Annotated in this window: 18 protein-coding genes; 13 read left to right on the top strand and 5 right to left on the bottom strand. The window is 53.7% G+C overall.

Translation table 11 applies throughout. From position 1 onward, the window contains the following. Positions 1-344: 344 nt before the first annotated feature. Entirely contained in the window at positions 345-1,325 is a 981-nt protein-coding gene (gene dgcA / locus TH468_RS20040) for an N-acetyl-D-Glu racemase DgcA (protein ID WP_085646220.1), read from the bottom strand. A 1-nt stretch (position 1,326) separates the two neighbouring features. Further along, positions 1,327-2,331: an N-acetyltransferase DgcN gene (gene dgcN / locus TH468_RS20035; RefSeq protein WP_085646219.1), complete on the bottom strand. Its 1,005-nt coding sequence runs from the start codon at positions 2,329-2,331 to the stop codon at positions 1,327-1,329. 270 nt (positions 2,332-2,601) lie between these two features. On the opposite strand from dgcN, the gene TH468_RS20030 reads away from it, so the two are divergent. The 5 genes from TH468_RS20030 (at position 2,602) to TH468_RS20005 (ending at position 8,569) form a co-directional block, all read left to right on the top strand. Beyond that, positions 2,602-3,951: a glutamine synthetase family protein gene (locus TH468_RS20030; protein WP_062960060.1), complete on the top strand. Its 1,350-nt coding sequence runs from the start codon at positions 2,602-2,604 to the stop codon at positions 3,949-3,951. Positions 3,952-4,155: 204 nt separating this feature from the next. Further along, positions 4,156-5,259: a polyamine ABC transporter substrate-binding protein gene (locus TH468_RS20025; RefSeq protein ID WP_085646218.1), complete on the top strand. Its 1,104-nt coding sequence runs from the start codon at positions 4,156-4,158 to the stop codon at positions 5,257-5,259. Between the two features lie 387 nt (positions 5,260-5,646). Further along, positions 5,647-6,807 (top strand): ABC transporter ATP-binding protein, encoded by a 1,161-nt coding sequence (locus TH468_RS20015; RefSeq protein ID WP_007091767.1) that lies wholly within the window; start codon positions 5,647-5,649, stop codon positions 6,805-6,807. Then, positions 6,804-7,733: an ABC transporter permease subunit gene (locus TH468_RS20010; protein WP_085646216.1), complete on the top strand. Its 930-nt coding sequence runs from the start codon at positions 6,804-6,806 to the stop codon at positions 7,731-7,733. The genes TH468_RS20015 and TH468_RS20010 overlap by 4 nt, the downstream gene beginning before the upstream one ends. Beyond that, on the top strand, positions 7,730-8,569 hold the full coding sequence (locus TH468_RS20005) for an ABC transporter permease subunit (protein WP_085646215.1): 840 nt from the start codon (positions 7,730-7,732) through the stop codon (positions 8,567-8,569). Before TH468_RS20010 ends, TH468_RS20005 begins: the two co-directional genes overlap by 4 nt. Positions 8,570-8,658: 89 nt before the next feature. Here TH468_RS20005 and TH468_RS20000 read toward each other — a convergent pair whose 3' ends face one another. Next, positions 8,659-9,372 carry a TetR family transcriptional regulator gene (locus TH468_RS20000; protein WP_085646214.1) on the bottom strand — a complete coding sequence of 238 codons (714 nt, stop codon included), beginning with the start codon at positions 9,370-9,372 and terminating at the stop codon, positions 8,659-8,661. Between the two features lie 478 nt (positions 9,373-9,850). On the opposite strand from TH468_RS20000, the gene TH468_RS19995 reads away from it, so the two are divergent. Both TH468_RS19995 and TH468_RS19990 read left to right on the top strand, forming a co-directional pair. Next, a complete protein-coding gene (locus tag TH468_RS19995; RefSeq protein ID WP_085646213.1) occupies positions 9,851-11,116 on the top strand; it encodes a YjgN family protein in 1,266 nt (421 codons plus the stop codon). Between the two features lie 12 nt (positions 11,117-11,128). Beyond that, positions 11,129-12,211 (top strand): M48 family metallopeptidase, encoded by a 1,083-nt coding sequence (locus TH468_RS19990; protein WP_085646212.1) that lies wholly within the window; start codon positions 11,129-11,131, stop codon positions 12,209-12,211. 50 nt (positions 12,212-12,261) lie between these two features. Here TH468_RS19990 and TH468_RS19985 read toward each other — a convergent pair whose 3' ends face one another. After that, positions 12,262-12,720, bottom strand: a complete 459-nt coding sequence (locus TH468_RS19985) for an Lrp/AsnC family transcriptional regulator (RefSeq protein ID WP_007092109.1) — start codon at positions 12,718-12,720, stop codon at positions 12,262-12,264. Positions 12,721-12,888: 168 nt separating this feature from the next. On the opposite strand from TH468_RS19985, the gene ald reads away from it, so the two are divergent. Further along, on the top strand, positions 12,889-14,004 hold the full coding sequence (ald, locus tag TH468_RS19980) for an alanine dehydrogenase (protein ID WP_085646211.1): 1,116 nt from the start codon (positions 12,889-12,891) through the stop codon (positions 14,002-14,004). A gap of 55 nt (positions 14,005-14,059) precedes the next feature. Here ald and TH468_RS19975 read toward each other — a convergent pair whose 3' ends face one another. Next, positions 14,060-14,977, bottom strand: a complete 918-nt coding sequence (locus tag TH468_RS19975; RefSeq protein ID WP_085646210.1) for a LysR family transcriptional regulator — start codon at positions 14,975-14,977, stop codon at positions 14,060-14,062. A gap of 126 nt (positions 14,978-15,103) precedes the next feature. Here TH468_RS19975 and TH468_RS19970 point away from each other — a divergent pair, with 126 nt between their 5' ends. From TH468_RS19970 to TH468_RS19950, 5 genes are read left to right on the top strand one after another with little or no spacing between them, the layout of a single operon-like run. Then, on the top strand, positions 15,104-15,625 hold the full coding sequence (locus TH468_RS19970; protein WP_085646209.1) for a TRAP transporter small permease: 522 nt from the start codon (positions 15,104-15,106) through the stop codon (positions 15,623-15,625). A 9-nt stretch (positions 15,626-15,634) separates the two neighbouring features. Next, positions 15,635-16,912 carry a TRAP transporter large permease gene (locus TH468_RS19965; RefSeq protein WP_007092113.1) on the top strand — a complete coding sequence of 426 codons (1,278 nt, stop codon included), beginning with the start codon at positions 15,635-15,637 and terminating at the stop codon, positions 16,910-16,912. 28 nt (positions 16,913-16,940) lie between these two features. Next, positions 16,941-17,756, top strand: coding sequence for a creatininase family protein (locus tag TH468_RS19960; RefSeq protein ID WP_085646208.1), 816 nt, complete (start codon positions 16,941-16,943; stop codon positions 17,754-17,756). 22 nt (positions 17,757-17,778) lie between these two features. Further along, a complete protein-coding gene (locus TH468_RS19955) occupies positions 17,779-18,759 on the top strand; it encodes a TRAP transporter substrate-binding protein (RefSeq protein WP_085646207.1) in 981 nt (326 codons plus the stop codon). A gap of 51 nt (positions 18,760-18,810) precedes the next feature. Next, the gene (locus TH468_RS19950) at positions 18,811-20,013 is read left to right on the top strand and encodes a M20 family metallopeptidase (RefSeq protein ID WP_085646206.1); all 1,203 of its coding nucleotides are present in this window, start codon (positions 18,811-18,813) and stop codon (positions 20,011-20,013) included. The last annotated feature ends 5 nt before the right edge of the window (positions 20,014-20,018 follow it).

Below are 20,018 nucleotides of genomic sequence, written 5' to 3'. Positions count from 1 at the left end.
GCGAAGGAGCCACAGCAGCCCCGAAATTTTTATGATCGTTCCCTGATTTAACCGCCAATTCAACTATCCAGAAGAGGTGGCTGCATAAATTTGAATTAATTTTTAACTAACCGCGAGTGAAAAAATGCAAATAAGCACCTGTTTCAACACAAAGTCGAACGTAGATTAACGTCTCCAGGTTGTTTTTCCGATACACTTCACTCGCAAAACCCTAAGGCGAACTAAGAAACATTCGCGACTCGCAATAAAGGGCAAGGCCGTCATGCGATAAAAAGAAACCGCCACACCGGAAATCCGGTATGGCGGCAATAATCAAGGCCGATCGAAATCCTTCTGGAACAGGATCAGCCCCAAAGCGCCCGGTCCGGAAGCCCCATAACACCCTTGTCAAACGCCAGACCATTTTCACGGTCCTTTGCCATCCAAAGAGGCCCGTCAAGATCGACAATGCGCGCATCGGCAGCAACGATCATGGCCGGCGCCATCGCAAGCGACGTCCCGACCATGCAACCAACCATGATCTGCATGCCGACCTTGGCGGCAGCATCGGCAAGCTCAAGCGCCCCGGTAAGACCACCGGTTTTATCGAGCTTGATATTGATCATGTCGTAAAGCTGCGCAAGGCGCGGGATATCGGCGACGGTATGGATCGATTCATCGGCACAAAGCAGCACCGGACAATCAATATCTAGCAGGCCATCATCCTGCCCGGCAGGCAGCGGCTGTTCGATCATTTCCACACCAAGTGCGTCGAGTTCGGCCCCGATATCTTCAAGCAGTTCAATCGACCATGCCTCGTTGGCATCAACGATCAAACGCGATGTCGGCGCGCCTTCCCGAACCGCACGAACGGACTCGAGAACGTTTTCACCGTTAAGCTTTAGCTTGAGCAACGGTGCCGATGCCGCCTTGCGCGCGGCTTCACGCATCGCATCAGGCGTATCAAGGCTGAGCGTTTCTGCCGTAATCAGGCCTTCGGGCGCCTTGCGCTCAGCAAGTTCCCAGGCACGGCGGCCAAACCGCTTTGCCTCAAGGTCCCAATAGGCACAATCAACTGCGTTGCGCGCCGCACCGGCCTTCATCGCGTCCTGCAGTTCCTTGCGCGTCATACCATGCGAAAGGGCATCGGCCTGGGCCTCGATATCGGCAATCACTTTTTCGACGGTTTCACCATAACGGGCATAGGGAACGCATTCCCCATATCCGGTGAATTCACCATCGGTCAGCGTGACCTTGACGACATGGGCCTCGGTCTTGGCGCCGCGCGAGATTTTGAACGCCCCGCGCAGCGGCCAGACTTCGGATGTGACACTTATGCGCGGCACATCAGATCTCCTGCAGTTTGTCGACGATTGGTGCAACACCGGTCCGAACCGGATCAACACATGGCAGGCCAAACTCGGCTTCGACTTCGGCCAGAAGCTTTTTGGCCGCCGCATCGTCAAGCGACTTGGTATTGATCGCAAAACCGGCCACCACGCAATCGGGGTTGGTCAGGCGCGCATGCATCAGGTTGACTTCCATCGTGGTTTTCAGGTCCGGAAGCTTGTAACCCGGCAGACCGCGCATGTGGGTACGGGTCGGTTCGTGGCAGACGATGATCGCATCGGGCTGCGAACCATGGATCAGGCCCATGGAGACACCGGCAAACGATGCATGGAACAGGCTGCCCTGCCCTTCGACAACGTCCCAGTGATCGGGCTCGTTGGCCGGGGCAATGGTTTCAACCGCGCCGGAAATGAAGTCCGAAATCACGGCATCAACCGAAATGCCCTCGCCCGCGATGAAGATACCGGTCTGGCCGGTCGCACGGAAGGTTGACTTCATGCCGCGCTTTTTCATTTCGGCATCAAGGGCCAGTGCGGTGTACATTTTACCGACCGAGCAATCGGTGCCAACCGCCAAGACACGTTTGCCCGGGCGCTTTTCACCATTGCCAATCGGCAATTTTCCATCGAAGTGACGCACATCGAAAAGTTTTACGCCTTTGGCATTGGCGGCTTCGACCAGTTCGGGAATCGTCGACAGGCGCGTATGCAGGCCATTGGCGATATCCATACCGGCATCAATCGCTGCCAGAAGGGTTTCCATCCATGCCGGTCCGATAACGCCGCCACGGTTGGCAACGCCCAGAACGATGGTTTTGACGCCTGCGGCCTTGGCTTCGGCAATCGACATTTCCGGCAGACCAAGATCAGCCTGACAGCCCGGAAGGCTTAGCTGTGCGACACACCATTCCGGGCGCCACTGCTTGATGCCAATCGCGGTTTTTGCAGCCAGTTCGTCCGGTGCATCACCAAGAAACATAAGATACGGATGTTCGATTTTCATTTTACCTCCTTGACCAGCGTCCAACCGCTGCCCTTATAATCTGGGGCGACTATAACGCAACTTGGTGGGAGCCATCCAGATATATGAATTGATATCTTCGACTATCCACCGAAATGTTCGCACAAAATTCGAATATCGAAACAAATAACAAAAAAACATTCTGAATTCATCGAAGACAAACCTCCTTTCTTGTGAATTTCACCGGGAAACGCCCGGAAAAAGCAAGAAAATGCAATTTTGAAGGACTGGCGCGAAAGCGTCCGACTACACATGAGTACCGATCTCAAAAAGTGGCTTTCTGACCGCAAAATTGAAGAAGTCGAATGTATTGTCCCAGATATGTCCGGGGTGGCGCGGGGCAAGGTTCTGCCAACGCAAAAGTTTTTGCGCGGGCTTGAAGCCAAAAGCCTTGCCATCCCCGAGGCAATTTTTTCCATGACGGTCACCGGGGGTTACCCGGAAGAAACCGACGCGTTTCTGGACCCGGCGGAAAAAGACGTTGTCATGGTACCCGATCCGGAAACCATTCGCGTCGTGCCGTGGTACGAAGAACCGACAGCACAGATTATTTGCGACTGTTACCATTTTTATGGCGACGAGGTGTCGATCTCGCCGCGCCACGTTCTCAAACGCGTCCTGGCCGCCTTTGAAGAACGCGGCATGAAGCCGATCATTGCCCCGGAACTTGAATTTTATCTGGTGGCAAAAAACACCGACCCAGACAACCCGCTCGAACCGCCAATCGGTCGTTCGGGCCGCCCGGAACGGGCATCGAACGCCTTTGGCATTGATGCGATCAACGAATTCGATCCGCTGATCGAAGACCTCTATGACTATTGCGAAGCCATGGATATCGACGCTGATACCATGAGCCACGAGTCGGGCCCCGCCCAGCTTGAAATGAACTTCAATCACGGTGCGCCGCTTGAACTGGCCGATCAGGCATTCCTGTTCAAACGCACGCTGCGTGAAACCGCGCTCAAGCACGGGGTCTATGGCACATTCATGGCCAAACCGATGGGCAACCATCCGGGCAGTGCGATGCATATCCATCAGAGCGTCATCGACATCAAAACGGGCAAAAACCTGTTTGCCGATGACAATGGCGATAATTCACAGATGTTCCTGAACTATGTCGGCGGCCTGCAACGTTACCTTCCGGCTGCCATGCCGCTTCTGGCCCCGAACATGAACAGCTATCGCCGTTTGCAGCCCTGGTCGGATGCGCCGATCAACATGCACTGGTCCCTTGATAACCGTACGGTCGGCCTGCGCCAGCCTAACGGTCCGGCCAATGCACGCCGCATCGAAAACCGAATTCCGGGTGCCGATGCCAACCCGTATCTGGCGATTGCGGCATCGCTTGCCTGCGGCTTGCTCGGTATCATCGAGGAAATCGACCCGACCGCCCAGATTGAGGGTTCGGGTTATGACCGGGCACATTCCCTGCCCCGCCACATCCACGAGGCGCTGGCAAAATTCCATCGGTGCAAACCGCTAAAAGACCTGTTGGGCGAAGAATTTTCGGCCGCCGTTCTTGCCGTCAAGGAAGCCGAATGGGATGCCTACCAGACGGTGATCAGCGCGTGGGAGCGTGAACACCTTCTGCTGAACGTTTGATTGAATTCTTGCGCCGGGGCATCATCCCCGGCGCAAGAATGTTGCATGATGAATGCCTAATTTTTCACTTGATGCGAAAAATGCCCAAAAATCCATCTTGTGTTTGACAAAAACCTGAGGCATTCGAAGGATATGAAGGTCTTGGAGAAAGCAATAACAGGACCTTCAAATTTTCAAACGCTGCCACATGGGAGGCTCAGCGAAATGAAATCACTTCTTAAATCTTCAAGCCTTGTTGTCCTTGCCGCAGCCCTTTCGGGCTTTGCCGCAAGCGCATCGGCACAGGAAGTCCTTAACGTTTATAACTGGTCTGACTATATCGGCGAAGAGACCGTAGCCAATTTCGAAAAGGAATATGGCGTAAAGGTCAATTACGACGTTTATGACAGCAACCAGGTTGTCGAAGCCAAGCTTCTGGCAGGAAATTCGGGCTATGATCTGGTCGTGCCGACGCTGGCCGATGCGCAGCGCCTGATCCAGGCGGGCATCTTCCAGAAAGTCGATAAATCGAAACTGGAAAACTTTGGCAATCTGGACAAGGTGATCCTGAATCAGACCGCCAAATACGACCCGAACAACGACTATGCTGTTCCTTACCTGTGGGGTACCAACGGCATTGGCTATAACGTTGCCAAGGTTCAGGAAGCTCTGGGCGACGATGCACCGCTCGATAGCTGGGCGCTGGTATTTGACCCGCAATATGCCGAAAAGCTGTCGAAATGCGGCCTGACCATGCTTGATGATCCGGGCGAGATCGTGCCGCTGGTCAACTTCTATCTCGACAAACCGGATTCCAAGCAGTCGAACGAAGACATCGAAGCCGCGATGGCCGAACTCGAAAAAGTCCGTCCCTACATCACCTATTTCCACAGCTCGCAATACATCAACGACCTTGCCAATGGTAACGTCTGTGTATCTATCGGCTGGTCGGGTGACGTTGGCCAGGCTGCCCTTCGCGCCGACGAAGCCGGTAACGGCAACGAGATCAAATACGTGATTCCGAAGGAAGGCACGCTGATCTGGTTTGACGTAATGATGATCCCGGCGGATGCGCCTAACCCGGATCTGGCCCACAAGTTCATTGATTACATCCTGCGTGCCGATGTCGGTGCGGATCTTGCCAACTATGTCGAATATGCCAGCCCGAACGAGGCTTCCATGGAATTCATCGACGAAGATCTGAAAGCCGATCCGGGTGTTTACCCGTCGCAGGAAGTCAAGGAACGCCTGCGTTCCAAGATCGAACCGGGCTCGAAAGAACTTCGTACCCGCACCCGTCTGTGGACCAAGCTTAAAACCGGTCAGTAATCAACCGGCTGGCATTCGAACCTGATCCAAGGGGCGCTGCATCCGTGCAGTGCCCCTTTTTCGTGGCAGGATGTCTTGTGACTCGTGATGGCATTCGTGAAAGTGCGCAATGTCTCATGACTACCGCCGAAGGAAATGAAACCGCCAACAATGCACATTTTCTGAACACCCCTGCCGACTTTTCCGCCATTTAGCGCAACATCAGCCACAAAACGTTCGAAATATCGCACACCCCTCTTTACAGATTGTGGAATTGCTTCATCCTGTTAATCAGGCAAAACCAAAACATCGGACGGCAAGCTGCGGCCAATCGCGCCAAGATGCACAACCGGGCATGTCGCCCGATGTTTTGGGTATATCTCGACAACAAACAAGGGGAGAAGCTTGGTGTCGCAGGGGGCTTTGCAGAAAGCACACGAGGATGTGCACAAGACTCAGCCTTGGAACAATCCCGAAGCGGTCCCGTTTATCCGTTTCGAGAATGTGACCAAGAAATTCGGCGACTTTTATGCCGTCGATGATGTGTCGCTTGATATTTACCGACATGAATTATTTGCCCTTCTGGGCGGATCGGGCTGCGGCAAAACAACCCTTTTGCGGATGCTGGCCGGGTTCGAGGAACCGACAGCGGGCAAAATCTTCATCGATGGTGTCGATATGGCCGGGGTCCCGGCCTATGAACGTCCAACCAACATGATGTTCCAGTCCTATGCCCTGTTCCCGCACATGACGGTTGAACAGAACGTGGCCTTTGGCCTGCATCAGGACGGATTGCCGAAATCGGAAATCCGTACACTGGTTTCAGATATGCTGGCCCTTGTGCAGATGACCAAATTTGCTAAACGCAAACCCCATCAGCTTTCCGGCGGACAGCGCCAGCGTGTTGCACTGGCACGATCCCTTGTCAAAAAACCCAAGGTTCTGCTGCTCGATGAACCGCTTGGCGCACTTGATAAAAAGCTGCGTGAACAGACGCAGTTCGAACTGGTCAACATTCAGGAAAAGGTCGGCACCACCTTTGTCATGGTCACCCATGACCAGGAAGAAGCCATGACCATGGCATCGCGCATTGCCGTGATGAATGAAGGTGTGATCCGTCAGCTTGGCACGCCGTTCGAGCTTTACGAATATCCCAACAGCCGCTTTACCGCGAACTTCCTGGGTCAGGTCAACCTGATCGAAGGAACGCTTGTCGATGATGATGAAAAATACGCCGTCATTCATTCCGACGATGCTGGTGGTGAAATTTATATCGACCACGCCGTTCAGGGCCACGAAGGGGCTACGCTTTGGATCGCGCTTCGCCCGGAACGTTTGCGCCTGCTGACGGAAAAACCGACCGATACGAAATACAATTGCCTGTCGGGCAAGGTCGAAGAAATCGGCTACCTTGGCGGGCTTTCGACCTATCACGTACGCCTTGATAGCGGTTTCCGCATCAAGGTCACCGAACCCAATTCCAGCCGCCATATCGAACCACGTTACACGTGGGAAGATCGCGTCTGGGTAACGTGGGAGGCCGGGGCTGCTTCGGTTCTGAACCAATGAGCAGTGAAAAGCCAACTCTGAAACAACGTTATGATCGCCTGATGCTCAAGCATGGCCGGGTCCTTGTGATCGGCCTGCCCTATCTCTGGCTGATGCTGTTCTTCCTGATTCCGTTCCTGATCGTGCTCAAGATCAGCTTTGCCACCGCCGAATACGCCCAGCCGCCCTATAGTGCGCTGTTCACGTGGATTGACGAAGGCGTCAATATCACGATCAATTTCGGCAATTACCTGTTTCTGCTTAGCGACAGTCTTTATATATCGGCCTATCTGAATTCGATCCGGATTGCTGCGATTTCAACCGTGATCACGCTTCTGATCGGCTATCCGATGGCCTATGGCATTGCACGCGCGCAAGGTTCGCTTCGCAGTGTCCTTCTGATGATGGTGATCCTGCCCTTCTGGACCAGCTTCCTGATCCGCGTTTATGCTTGGATCGGCATTCTGGACCGCGAGGGGCTGATCAATGCGCTGCTGCTAAACCTCGGCATCATTTCCGAGCCATTGATCATGCGTCAGACCGAATTCGCGGTCTATATCGGCATTGTCTATACCTACCTGCCCTTCATGATCCTGCCGCTTTATTCCACGCTGGAAAAAATGGATGTCAGCCTGATCGAGGCCGCCCTTGATCTTGGCTGCAAGCCATGGAAAGCCTTCATGAAGGTGACATTGCCCCTATCGATGCCCGGCATTCTGGCCGGATCGCTTCTGGTGTTCATTCCGTCCGTTGGCGAGTTTGTCATCCCGGAACTTCTGGGCGGGCCGAATACCCTGATGATCGGCCGGACATTGTGGAACGAATTCTTTGCCAACCGTGACTGGCCGATTGCGTCTTCTGTCGCGATTGCGATGCTGCTGTTCCTTGTCGTGCCGATCATGTGGTTCCAGCATATCCAGACCAAGCAGGAGGAAAACGGGCAATGACCGGTAAACGTTCGACTTTCCTTCTCAGTGCTCTGGTCTTCGGCTTCGCATTTCTGTATCTTCCGATCCTGCTTGTGATCATTTACTCGTTTAACGAGGGCAAGCTGGTCACCGTCTGGACCGGCTTCTCGTTCAAATGGTATGTGTCGCTATTTTCCAATGACGGCATGATTGATGCCGCCTGGAACAGCCTTCGGATCGGGGTGATGTCGGCAACGCTCGCCCTTGCGGTTGGCACACCGGCCGGGCTTGTCATGTCCCGTTTCGGACGGTTCAAAAGCCGCACCCTGTTTTCGGGCATGGTTGCCGCCCCGCTTGTGATGCCCGAAGTCATCACCGGCCTGTCCCTGCTATTGCTGTTTGTCACCCTTGAACAGCTTATCGGCTGGCCAGCCGGGCGTGGTGTAACCACGATTGTGATCGCACACACGACCTTCTGTGCGGCCTATGTCGCGGTTGTTGTGCAATCGCGACTGGCGGGCATGGATACCTCGGTCGAAGAAGCCGCGATGGACCTTGGTGCCAAACCGGCAAAGATTTTCTTTGTCATTACCCTGCCCATGATCCTGCCGGCCCTGTTGGCCGGGTGGCTTTTGTCATTTACCCTGTCGCTTGACGATCTGGTGATTGCAAGCTTTGTCGCCGGTCCGGGTTCCACAACCCTGCCGATGAAGGTTTTCTCGTCGGTAAGGCTTGGGGTTTCGCCGGAAATCAACGCGCTTGCAACTCTGATCATCCTTGCAGTGTCGGTGATGATCGTGATTTCCAGCCTGCTGATCCTGCGGTCTGAACGCGCACGCAGCCGATCCATGGATCAGGCCACCCCGGAAAACTGAGTCTGCGATCTTTCGAACAAAAAAGCAGCCCCCGCGAAGGTGCTGCTTTTTTTATGATGCTGATTGAAAAGCCGATGGCAAAACCGAAATCAGGCCCGGTTCTGTTCTTCCATCTGACGCAGGAATTCACGACATTTCATACCCGGTGCAAGCACACGCCAGTACGACACCACCGCTTCTTCGGTTGCCACACTGAAATCGATAATCAGATTATCAAGCGCGTTCTGGCGCATCAGTTCGGCAACACGTTCCGGAATCTGTGACATCTGCCACATGCCAATCACCAATGCATAGGACGTCCGCATCAGCTTGTTGGCATTCTCGGGCGTGATGGCATACAGCTCGGACAGGGCATCTGCCGTCCGTTTCACCATGGAAGACAAAAATCTCCGATGGCTTAGAACCGCTTCATCGTCCGTCCCCTGCTCAAGAACCCCTTGTGACAGGGACGCCAGATGCAGGAATTGCTTCCGTTTGACAAGATACTGCACGAATTGTTGTGCAACACGTGCTGAATCCCGATCTTCGGGACGGCGCAACGCTTCCTGTTCAATCACTTCAAGATTGTTTTCAAACCACCCCTTCAGGAACCCGCGCAGGACTTCCAGAAAAAGGGCTTCCTTGCTTGAAAAATAAAGATACAGCGTGCCTTTGGCGAGACTGGCCTTTTTGGCGACTTCGGCTGCCGATGGCAGTTGTCCGTCCCCCTCAAGGTAAAGCGCCTCGGCTGCGACAAGTATATCGTTTCTACGTTTCAGTTTTTGCTCGTGGCTACGCGCACGAACAAGACATTCGTTTTCCATAGAGAATTATTCCCCCAACATTCTCCCTGAACTTATATTAATGCCTATTAATTCATTCAAAAGTCAAATCGCGCGGTGACTTTCGATAGATAAAATCAAAGAAACGTCGATGTAACAAACAGTTCACCTGCATTTTTTGAGCGCACGTTAGATGAACAATAGTCACCACAAAGCAATCACGAAACGTATTTGCGAACAAAAATCGCGAATCTGTACAGATTTGATTCGCTGCGGCTGCGAAGCCCCGATTGCGGCACGCGCGAAATACCTGGCGGGTAGCCTTCATACCAAAACCATTCAACCGCCCGTTCCTTCTGGCAACAAAAATGGCCCTGATTGGGCATCCCTAACCTTTTGAGTGGGTGATCTTGTTGATAAACCACGTTAAATCAAACGCGGGGAAGATTAAAATCCGCGAAAACAAGCGGTGTCATTTTTCACCACTGATCCTGAAACTGGTCTTAGAACCGAGGGGACTATGAGCACACACGACGAAAATGAACTTCCTGAAGCCAATAATGGCTCTCAGGCGGCGGCAGATATTGCTGAAAACAGCGAAAACGCCGAATACAATAACGGCCAGATTCAATATTCCGGTCGCTGGCAGGACGTTTTGAAACTTTGCTGCTGGAACACACTATGGACCATCCTGACATTGGGCATATTCCGTTTCTGGGCCAAAACCCGGATGCGCCGCTATATCTGGAGCAACATCGTCATTGATGGTGATGCGTTGGAATATACCGGCCGCGGGTTGGAACTTTTCCTTGGCTTCCTGATTGTCTCGGTCATCTTTATCCCCGCGTCCCTGCTACTGGGCTTTATCTCGGCCCAACTGCCCCCGGCTATGCAGGGATTGCAGATTATCGTGATGTATGCCGTCATTCTGTTTCTGATTTTTGTCGCGATCTATCGCGCCACGCGCTATCGCATGAGCCGCACCTTCTGGCGCGGCATTCGCGGAAAACTGGGCGGTTCGTCCTTCAAATACGCCCTGATCGGCTTTGGCAGTTTTTTGGCAGCCATCCTGTCGCTGGGCATTCTGATGCCGCTCAGCTTTATCACGCTGACCCGTTATGAAACCAACAACACCTGGATCGGCGACCATCAGGCAAGATTTACCGGCACATTTGGCCCTGCCTTCAAAAAGTGGATCCTGACCTGGCTCCTGTGTCTGGTCGCGATTGCCATATCGGGCGGCATTATTGCGGCGGCGGTAAACCTTACGCGTTCGCCATTTTATATCGTGCCGCTGGCCTTTATTCCGTATCTCGTGATCGTCTTCGGGATGGCCTGGTACCATGTATGGTGCTTCCGGTATCAAAGCGAAAATACCACCCTTGCAGGCCTGCAATTTGGCAGCACGCTCGCGACCGGGCAATATATCAAACTGCTGCTGCGCTTCCTGCTGTTGATGGTTGTGGCGGGCATTGTCTTTGTCGCCCTGCTGTCGGTCACCGGTGGTTTCGCCGCATTCTCGATCATCGCGAATAACGCGGCATCCTATATGCCACCGGAACAGATTCTGGCGATCATGGCACCGTTCTTTATCCTGATGCTGCTTGCAACACCGGTCTTCGGCATCCTGACATTTGTCGGGCTGACCCATCCGATGCTGGCACTGCATATTTCATCGCTGGTATATGACGGTAATATCGCAGAACTGCATCAGAACACGGATGCACAAAACGTTCCGCGCACCGGCGAAGGCCTTGCAGAAGCCTTTGATCTGGGCGGGATTTAACAAGGCGTTTTAATGAACAGCTTGCCCAATGCCCGTCTTTTTGACGGTAAAACATCGTTGGCAAAGAATGTAACGGTCAGCATATCTGACCGTTACATTACCCTGTATCTGCCAGATGGCGGGGAACAGGTACTGTCAAAAGACAGTGTTTATCTGTGCGAAAAGATCGAAAAGGGAAAACCGCTTCGTTTGCGAAAGCGCAAGGATGACGGATTTCGCCTGATTTTTGACGATCCGCACTCCAAGGCCTTCATTCTTGAAACCCTGCCCGGACTTGCCGTGGACGAAGCTGCTACACGGGCAAAAGTCCGGCTTTCTGCCGGTATCGTCGGTTTTTCCGCGGCAATTGCCCTGCTGATCTGGCAGGGCATGCCACTGATGATCGATCTGGTTGTCGCGGTGTATCCACGTTCAATGGAAGTGGATATGGGACGCAACGCGCGTGAACAGATCGTGGCGATCATGGGCGAAGACCGCGACGGAACAAGTGCCTGCGCAATCAGCGATCCCGCTCAACAGGTCATCACCACCATTTTGGACCGTTTTCAACAAACCGGCACACTGACATATGACTATGAAATAACCTTCCTGCGCAGTGATATCGAAAACGCTCTTGCCCTGCCCGGCGGACAGATCATTGTATTTTCGGAACTCACAAAAAAGGCCGAAAATCCCGAAGCACTGGCTGGCGTTCTGGCCCACGAAATCGGCCATACCGAAATGCAGCACGGCCTAAAAAAGCTGTTTTCCGGCATCGCGCTCGGCCAGCTTGTCCGATTGATGACCGGCGGGGCCGACCTTCCGGTTGGCTTTGTCATGGAACAAAGCTATTCCCGGGACATGGAAACCGATGCCGATCACTTTGCCCTTGAACTGATGGGCGATGCCAGCATCGAAACCCAAAGTACGGCAAAGCTGTTTCGCGCAATTTCCACCGAAAGCAAATATGCCGAAATCGCCAGTTTACTACCGGAAATCCTAAGCTCGCACCCGGAAATGACCGGGCGGATCGACCTGTTTGAACAAAGCGACATCACAGGTACGCTTGATATCAATCCGCAGGATTGGAAAGCCTTGCAAACGGTCTGCGACTAACCATGTTGGAACCGGACAGGCCATAAACCTGCCCGCCTCGCTTGAGCGGATCAGACCGGCAATTCGGTCGTGCGTTTGACTTCGCGCAGGGTGATGATGGTCTGGACGCGTTCGACACCGGGCAATTGGGTCAGGACTTCGCTATGGATGCGCTCATAGTCGGCAGTGTTGCTGTAAACCACATGCACCAGATAGTCGCTCTGCCCCGCAAGAAGGTAACATTCCACGACTTCCGGGACCGACTGGATTTCCTTTTCAAAGGTTTCAAGCGCCTCGCGGGTCTGGCGCGCGATCGAGATATTGACGAATGCATTGCCCGGTTTGCCGATGCGGGCCGGATTAAGCAGCATGGTGTAACGGTCAATCAGACCGGCTTCTTCCAGAAGACGGACACGGCGCAAACAGGCCGAAGCCGACAGATTGACCTTTTCGGCAAGTTCGGCGTTGCTGATACGGCCATCGCGTTGAAGCAGCCGCAGGATCATTCGGTCACGTTCGTCCATCTGCATTTCGAATATTCTCCCTGCCTGAGGCGGATTTTTTTAAATTATATAGCATTAATACCATCAAACTCACCGAGGATTGAAGAGAAATTGCCATAATTTTCGGGTATCCTGCACAGATAACTAAAAACGGGAAAACCGTTGTTATTGCCACGTTTGTCCGGGAGAGACACAATGCTGATTGGCATTCCGAAAGAAATCAAAAACCATGAATATCGCGTCGGCCTGACCCCAAGTTCCGTGCGTGAAGTCACGGCACATGGGCATGATGTGATCATCGAAACCAATGCTGGTGCCGGTATCGGTTGCAGCAACGATGATTACGTCTCCGCCGGCGCAAAAATCGTCGATACCGCGGCCGAAATCTTTGCCAAATCCGAAATGATCGTAAAGGTCAAGGAACCGCAGAAAGTCGAATACGAGCAGCTCCGCGAAGGGCAGCTTCTGTTTACCTACCTTCATTTGGCACCCGATCCGGAACAGACTGCCGGTCTGATCAAATCCGGGGTGACGGCGATTGCCTATGAAACCGTTACCGATAAAAACGGTGGCCTGCCATTGCTGGCCCCGATGTCGGAAGTTGCCGGACGCATGGCACCGCAGGTCGGTGCAGCAGCCCTGCAAAAGGCCAATGGCGGACGCGGCATGTTGCTGGGCGGCGTGCCCGGCGTTGCCCCGGCCAAGGTGGTTGTGATCGGAGGTGGTGTTGTGGGCACCAATGCCGCCCGCATTGCCGCGGGCATGGGTGCGGACGTCATCATTCTCGACAAGAATGTCAAACGCCTCACACAGATTGACGATCTGTTTGGCCCGCGCATCAAAACGCAATACGCCACCATCGATGATACCGAGGCACTGGTCTATGATGCCGACATGGTTGTCGGTGCCGTCCTGATCCCGGGTGCAGCGGCACCAAAGCTGATCCACAAGGACCAGCTTTCAAAAATGAAGCCGGGTTCGGTGATTGTCGATGTCGCGATTGATCAGGGCGGCTGCTTTGAAACATCCAAAGCCACCACCCATACCGATCCGACCTATATCGTCGATGACGTGGTGCATTACTGTGTTGCCAACATGCCCGGTGCGGTAGCCCGCACATCGACCTTTGCACTCAATAACGCAACCCTGCCCTTCACCCTTGCCCTTGCCGACAAGGGCTGGAAAAAAGCCTGCCAGGAAGATCCCCATCTGGCCGCAGGGCTAAACGTTCACGAAGGACGCATCACCTATGAGGCCGTCGCACGTGATCTTGGCTACGATTACATTCCGCTGACAAAAGTCCTCAACTGACCAAGCGGCGTTGCATCATACCCAAATGGCCGCCTCGTTTGCCGGGGCGGCCATTTTACAAGCCGTTCAGATCACGAACAAAGGCACGTGCGCATTTCACAAACTCATCAATAACCCGCGACATTGTGTCTTCGGGCCACGCCAATGCAAGATTGACCGCATCGGCGGGCAATTCCGGCATCGGAATATAGGCAACGCCGACATGGGGTGTATGGGTAACCCAGCTCGGCGCCACGCCAACCCCCATTCCCGCGGCAACAAGTGCCACGATTCCCAACGTGTGACCAACTTCTTCAACGATGTCCAAAGATACCCCGACATCACGCGCATGCTGGATAACCACGTTCTGGTAACTGACCCCCAAAATCGGCGCGTAGGCAATATATGGCAGCCCCGTAAAATCGCTTAGCGACAGCGTTTTGTTTCCGGAAAGCGCATGATCCGCCGGAACAAGACCCACAAAGGCCTCGCTGAACAAATTCATGATATTGAGGTTGGCCTTGGCCCTTGGCGGGCGAATAAAGGCAACATCCACCTGCCCGTCTATCATCGCATCAAGCAGCTCGTTGGTCGTCAGTATTTTGATATCAATCCGCGTATCCGGGCATTTGGCATGAAACATCCGCAGGATTTCCGGTAGACATGTAAAAATCGCAGGTGAAACACAACCAATCGTCAGCTTGCGATTTGCCTGCCCCATCACGAAACGGGCGGCCTCAACCCCCTCCTCGACACTGGATAACGCCAGCAACGCCTTTTCACGGAAAACTTCTCCCGCTGGCGTCAGGCGAACACTTCGGGTCGTGCGTTCAAAAAGTTGCCCACCGACCCGTTCTTCAAGCTGCTTGATTTGCTGGCTAAGAGGAGCCTGTGCAATGCCAAGACGTTCGGCGGCCCGCCCGAAATGCATTTCGTCAGCCACACAAATAAAATAACGCAAATGGCGTAATTCAACACGATTATTGATACTCATCAGATATAAATATACGCCATTTATATATTTGACAAGATTAATGTCCGGCTGATTTTATAGTCTCAGGAGGCGCCCTGCCAAAAAGCCGAACAAGAAGCTCGCAGGGCCATGATGGAGAGGCTAGAGATGCAATCAACTGAACCGGCATTGCCGAAGCGAAGGTTTGACCTTGCGCTTCCGCTAAAAATTCTGACCGGCGCCACGCTGGCAATCATTGTGACACTGACCCTTGCACAGGTTGTCTTTCGATACTTTTTTGACAGTCCGCTTTTATGGAGCGACGAACTTAGCCGATTACTCGTGGTTTGGATGACATTTATCGGTGCTGCCGTTGTGTGCTGGCAGGGACGTCATCTTTCCGTCGATGTTTTCGTAAATCTGATGCCGGAAAAAGTCAGAAAGATCGTCCGTATTTCCAATCAGATTCTGGCACTGGCCTTCCTTGGCGTGATGACCTGGAAAAGCTTTCGTATTGTAAAACTCGAAAACTTTCAGGAAATGAGCATCCTTCCCCTGCCCGCCGGTACGGTGCGTCTTGCCGCAACCGTTGGCGGAATACTGATGCTTGTTGTCATCCTTGCCCGTCTTTTCCTGTCAGATCGGCTTCGCAATGTGCGAACCGAAAATGACGAAAACTCGATGCTGTAAGGGCCAGAAATGACAATCGCAATTATTCTCGCCCTTCTCGTTGTTTTGCTGCTGGCCGGTATGCCGCTGGCATTTGCAATGGGCGTTACCACCACTGCCTATCTTTACTTGACCGGCATTGACGCCGGGATGCTGACGCAGCGCATGACGGCGTCAATCGACAGCTTCCTTATTCTGGCGATCCCGTTTTTCTATCTTGCGGGCGAGTTGATGAATGCCTGCCGCCTGACGGACAGGATCATCAATATGTCGCGTGCGCTGGTCGGACACATTCACGGTGGCCTGGCACAGGTCAATATTTTTGCCAGCATGATTTTCTCGGGCATGTCCGGCTCGGCAACCGCTGACACCACCGCACTCGGTTCGGTTCTTATCCCGGCGATGAAAAAGGAAGGCTATCCCGCACCTTTTTCGGCCGCTGTAACCGTTGCGTCGGCACTTGTCGGCCCAATGATTCCCCCAAGCGTTGCACTGGTGATTTACGGCACCCTTGCAAATGTCTCCATCGGGCGCTTGCTGGTGGCAGGTATCATTCCCGGTGTGGTGATCATCCTCAGCCAGATGGTATTCACCTATTTCATTGCCCGCAAACGCGGCTATCCCCGCTATGAACGCGCCAGCATACGTGAAATCGGAAACTCGATTGTCGAGGGCGGCCCTGCCCTGCTGTTTCCGGTCATTATTGTCGGCGGCATCCTGCTGGGTATGTTCTCTCCGACCGAGGCCGCGGCAGTTGCCGTGCTTTACGGTCTGGTACTTGGCCTTCTGTACCGTCACATGAATTTGCGCCAGCTTGGCAAGGTTCTTGTGGATGTTGGTCTGGGCAGCTGCCGCATCTTGCTGATTGTTGCTGCATCGGCGGCTTTCAGTTGGGTTATGGTACGCGAAAACGTTCCCCAAAGCATCGGCATCGGCATTTCGACCATCTCTAGCGAACCAATCATCGTTCTTGCGATCATTCTGCTGGTTCTGGTGCTTGTCGGGCTGTTCATGGTGGCCTCTTCGGCCGAAATCGTGCTGACCCCGATCCTTGTTCCCGTTGTCATGCAATTTGGAATCGATCCGGTTCATTTCGGTGTTCTGATGGTCTTCACCCTCATCATCGGGGGGGCCACGCCACCGGTTGGCATCCTGATGTTCATCGCTCAGGACATTGCCAAAATCTCGCATGCGCAAATGGTGCGCGCGATGATCCCGTTTTACATCCCTCTCTTCTTCGCGGTGATTTTGCTTGCGGCATTCCCGCAGATCACCCTGTTCCTGCCGAACATCGTGTTCGGCTCCTGATAGCCATCAATCGATACCGGAGCCCCAAATGACGGCCAATAAAGCTGTGCGCAAGCACTTGCTCAAAGACATGACGTTCATCGAATTTCGCGAACGTCTCAGCGAAGATCCCGTAATTCTGATTTCACTGGGATCCCAGGAAGAACAGGGGCCGATCGCCCCGATGGGTGACTACATGCTCACCGATGTTCTGGCCGGGAAAATTGCCGAAAAATCAGGTGCGATTGCCGCCCCGATCATGCCGTTTGGCTATGCTGACTATTTCCGTACGGTGCCCGGCGGCATACAACTCCGCCCGGAAACCTTCAGCGCCATCCTGACCGACATGATCGAAAACTTTACCGATCACGGCATCAATAAAATCGTGATCCTGAACGGTCACAGCGGCAACTATCCGCTGATCGATCAGGTCATTCGCAAAATCAAACGCGAAAAAGGCCTGCTGATCCCCTGCCTCAATATGTGGCGTCTGATCCCGGCCGAAATGTGGAAAGAACTGCATCCGGAAATGGGGGCAAAGGCACTCGGTCATGGTGGTGATCCGCTGACCTCTGTTTATCTGCATCTGTTCCCGGAACTGATGCGCATGGACCTTTTGTCCAAAGAAGACAGCAAGGGTGAAATGCTTGGTTTGCCAACCGCCGGCCTGGCGGGTGTCCGTTTCCGCGATGTTGAAATCGCTCTTGCCGTGGATGTTACCGATCGCTGCGGCAATGGCATTGCCGGGGGCGATCCGGCGCAATCGAGCGCCGGGAAAGGCGAAAAAATCGTCAGTTACCTCGTCGAATATTGCGCGGACTTTATCCGTCACTTCTCCGATCAGAACCCAAAAGTCGACGCTTAACCTTCATCAGGGAGTTTTGAATATGCGTAGAACACTCACAACAACGCTGTTTGCAGCAGGTCTGGCAACTCTGGGCCTTGGCCATGCAAATGCGGCCGAAGAAATCCGTTATTCCATCTGGGCCAATCCCGGCGAAGCCCAGTATGAAGGCGCGCTTGAATTCAAACGTGTCGTAGAAGAAGAGTCCGACGGTCGCTACAACGTCACGATTTACGGCGGTGAACAACTTGGCACCCCGCGTGAACTTTTCACCCAGCTTGCGCTCGGTATCACCCAGATTTCAGCCAGTGGCGATCCCGGGATCAAGGACATCGAATATCTGGCGATCCCCTTCCTGATGAAGGACCTGAAAAACTACAACGCCGTGCTTGAAACCGACTTTGGCGCGGAATGGAACAAGAAGCTGATCGATGAACGCGAAATCCGCCTTCTTGGTTTCATGCCGCGCAACCCGCGCCAGATTAGCGCGAACGTCGAAATCAATAGCATTGACGACCTCAAAGGTCTGAAACTGCGTGCACCAGAGCGTGATTACTATGTCGAATCTCTAAGCGCACTTGGTGCCAACCCGACCCCGATGGCCTTTGCCGAGGTTTATACCGGCCTGCAGGCTGGCGTTGTCGATGGCCAGGAAAACCCGATCGAAACCATCTATGCCGCGAAATTCTATGAAGTCCAGAAATCCATCGCGATGGTCGATTACATCAAAAAACCGGCTTACGTGATGATCGGAAACGGCTTCTGGGAAGGTCTGAATGCAGAAGATCAGGCACTGCTGAAACGGGCCAATGATGCATCCAATGCCGTCATTGAAAAAATGCTGCCCGAGCAGACAAAAAAAATGATCGCCGATATGGAAGCTGCCGGCATCGTTTTCACCCACCCGGATATCGCACCTTTCATCGAAGCGACCCAGTCGGTTCGTGACGAACTCGGCACCAAAATGTGGGGCGAGGAAGTCTACAAGAAAGTTGCCGAAATCGGTCAGAAGGACCTCGACTAACCCCGAGATCCCTTAAAACCACGGCCCGCCACCAAAAGGATTGATTGAAGAATGTCCCCAAGCGCCAACAGCGAAATCGCAAGAAAGATCGATGCCATTGTCGATGATATCAACGATCAGTTGATCGATATTCGTCGGGATTTGCATCGCCACCCGGAACTGGGTTTTCAGGAACAGAGAACTTCTGCGAAAATTCAGAGCCACCTTGACGATCTTGGCATTAGCTATAGCAGCGGCTTTGGAAAAACTGGTGTCGCTGCCATTATCAATCAAGCGGCGGCGGGCCGCCTTATCGGTATTCGCGGCGATATCGACGCGCTACCGATCACCGAAGAATCCGGGCTTCCCTTTGCCTCGGAAAATAAGGGGGTCATGCATGCTTGCGGACATGATGCCCACACTGCCATCGCCCTTGGTGTTGCCACCGTTCTGGCAAGACTTGGTGAAGATTTCAAAGGCCGCGCCTTGGTCCTGTTCCAGCCGGCAGAAGAAGGCCTTGGCGGCGCACGGGCGATGCTTGCCGATGGTGTCTTTGACAAACACAAACCCGATATCATGCTGGGCTATCACAATTGGCCGCTGCTTCCCGGCGGTTCGGTTGGCTGGCACCCCGAAGTCTCCTTTGCGTCCTCTGATCCTTTTGATGTGACGGTTTCCGGTCTCTCCGGTCACGGGGCACATCCGCATCTTTCCGTTGATCCCATTGTTGCTGCGGCCCAGTTCATTTCCCAGGTCCAGAATATCGTTTCCCGGGAAATCGCCCCCCTTAACGCGGCGGTGGTCACGATCGGAAAAATCGAAGGCGGTACCGCACGCAACCAGATCCCCGATACGGTGACCCTTCAGGGCGCGATCCGCACCCATTCCGAAGACGTCCGCAGCGCATCCAAGGATGCCATCACACGCATCGCCGAAGGCGTCGGCACCGCCACTCGGACAAAGATCGATGTCGAATTCCTGCAAGGTGTTGGTGTGGTCAAAAGCGATCCGGCGATCCTTGAACAGGTTGTCGCAACCGCACGCGACATCCTTGGCGATGAACAGGTCATCTGCCTACCGCAGGGCTCTATGGGTAGCGAGGATTTTGCCGAATTTTCGTCGCGTATTCCAAGCGCACATCTGCGCATCGGCTCCAAAGCAACGGATCGTGCCACAATGCTTCATCGCAGCAATTTCGATCTTGATGAAACCTGCATCGCAACCGCCGTTCGCGTGATCGCCAACGCCGCCCTGCGTCTTTCAACATCGGATTGAACCAA

Origin of the sequence: Thalassospira sp. MCCC 1A03138, assembly GCF_002115785.1 — a bacterium.
Classification (GTDB): Bacteria; Pseudomonadota; Alphaproteobacteria; order Rhodospirillales; family Thalassospiraceae; genus Thalassospira.
This window is presented reverse-complemented; position numbering and strand designations above follow the sequence as displayed.

Bases quoted from the DNA above. Each gene is read 5' to 3' on its own strand.
- dgcN (WP_085646219.1), bottom strand. From the start codon at position 2,331: ATGAAAATCGAACATCCGTATCTTATGTTTCTTGGTGATGCACCGGAC.
- TH468_RS20030 (WP_062960060.1), top strand. From the start codon at position 2,602: ATGAGTACCGATCTCAAAAAGTGGCTTTCTGACCGCAAAATTGAAGAA.
- TH468_RS20025 (WP_085646218.1), top strand. From the start codon at position 4,156: ATGAAATCACTTCTTAAATCTTCAAGCCTTGTTGTCCTTGCCGCAGCC.
- TH468_RS20010 (WP_085646216.1), top strand. From the start codon at position 6,804: ATGAGCAGTGAAAAGCCAACTCTGAAACAACGTTATGATCGCCTGATG.
- TH468_RS20005 (WP_085646215.1), top strand. From the start codon at position 7,730: ATGACCGGTAAACGTTCGACTTTCCTTCTCAGTGCTCTGGTCTTCGGC.
- TH468_RS20000 (WP_085646214.1), bottom strand. From the start codon at position 9,372: ATGGAAAACGAATGTCTTGTTCGTGCGCGTAGCCACGAGCAAAAACTG.
- TH468_RS19995 (WP_085646213.1), top strand. From the start codon at position 9,851: ATGAGCACACACGACGAAAATGAACTTCCTGAAGCCAATAATGGCTCT.
- TH468_RS19990 (WP_085646212.1), top strand. From the start codon at position 11,129: ATGAACAGCTTGCCCAATGCCCGTCTTTTTGACGGTAAAACATCGTTG.
- TH468_RS19985 (WP_007092109.1), bottom strand. From the start codon at position 12,720: ATGCAGATGGACGAACGTGACCGAATGATCCTGCGGCTGCTTCAACGC.
- ald (WP_085646211.1), top strand. From the start codon at position 12,889: ATGCTGATTGGCATTCCGAAAGAAATCAAAAACCATGAATATCGCGTC.
- TH468_RS19975 (WP_085646210.1), bottom strand. From the start codon at position 14,977: ATGAGTATCAATAATCGTGTTGAATTACGCCATTTGCGTTATTTTATT.
- TH468_RS19970 (WP_085646209.1), top strand. From the start codon at position 15,104: ATGCAATCAACTGAACCGGCATTGCCGAAGCGAAGGTTTGACCTTGCG.
- TH468_RS19965 (WP_007092113.1), top strand. From the start codon at position 15,635: ATGACAATCGCAATTATTCTCGCCCTTCTCGTTGTTTTGCTGCTGGCC.
- TH468_RS19960 (WP_085646208.1), top strand. From the start codon at position 16,941: ATGACGGCCAATAAAGCTGTGCGCAAGCACTTGCTCAAAGACATGACG.
- TH468_RS19955 (WP_085646207.1), top strand. From the start codon at position 17,779: ATGCGTAGAACACTCACAACAACGCTGTTTGCAGCAGGTCTGGCAACT.
- TH468_RS19950 (WP_085646206.1), top strand. From the start codon at position 18,811: ATGTCCCCAAGCGCCAACAGCGAAATCGCAAGAAAGATCGATGCCATT.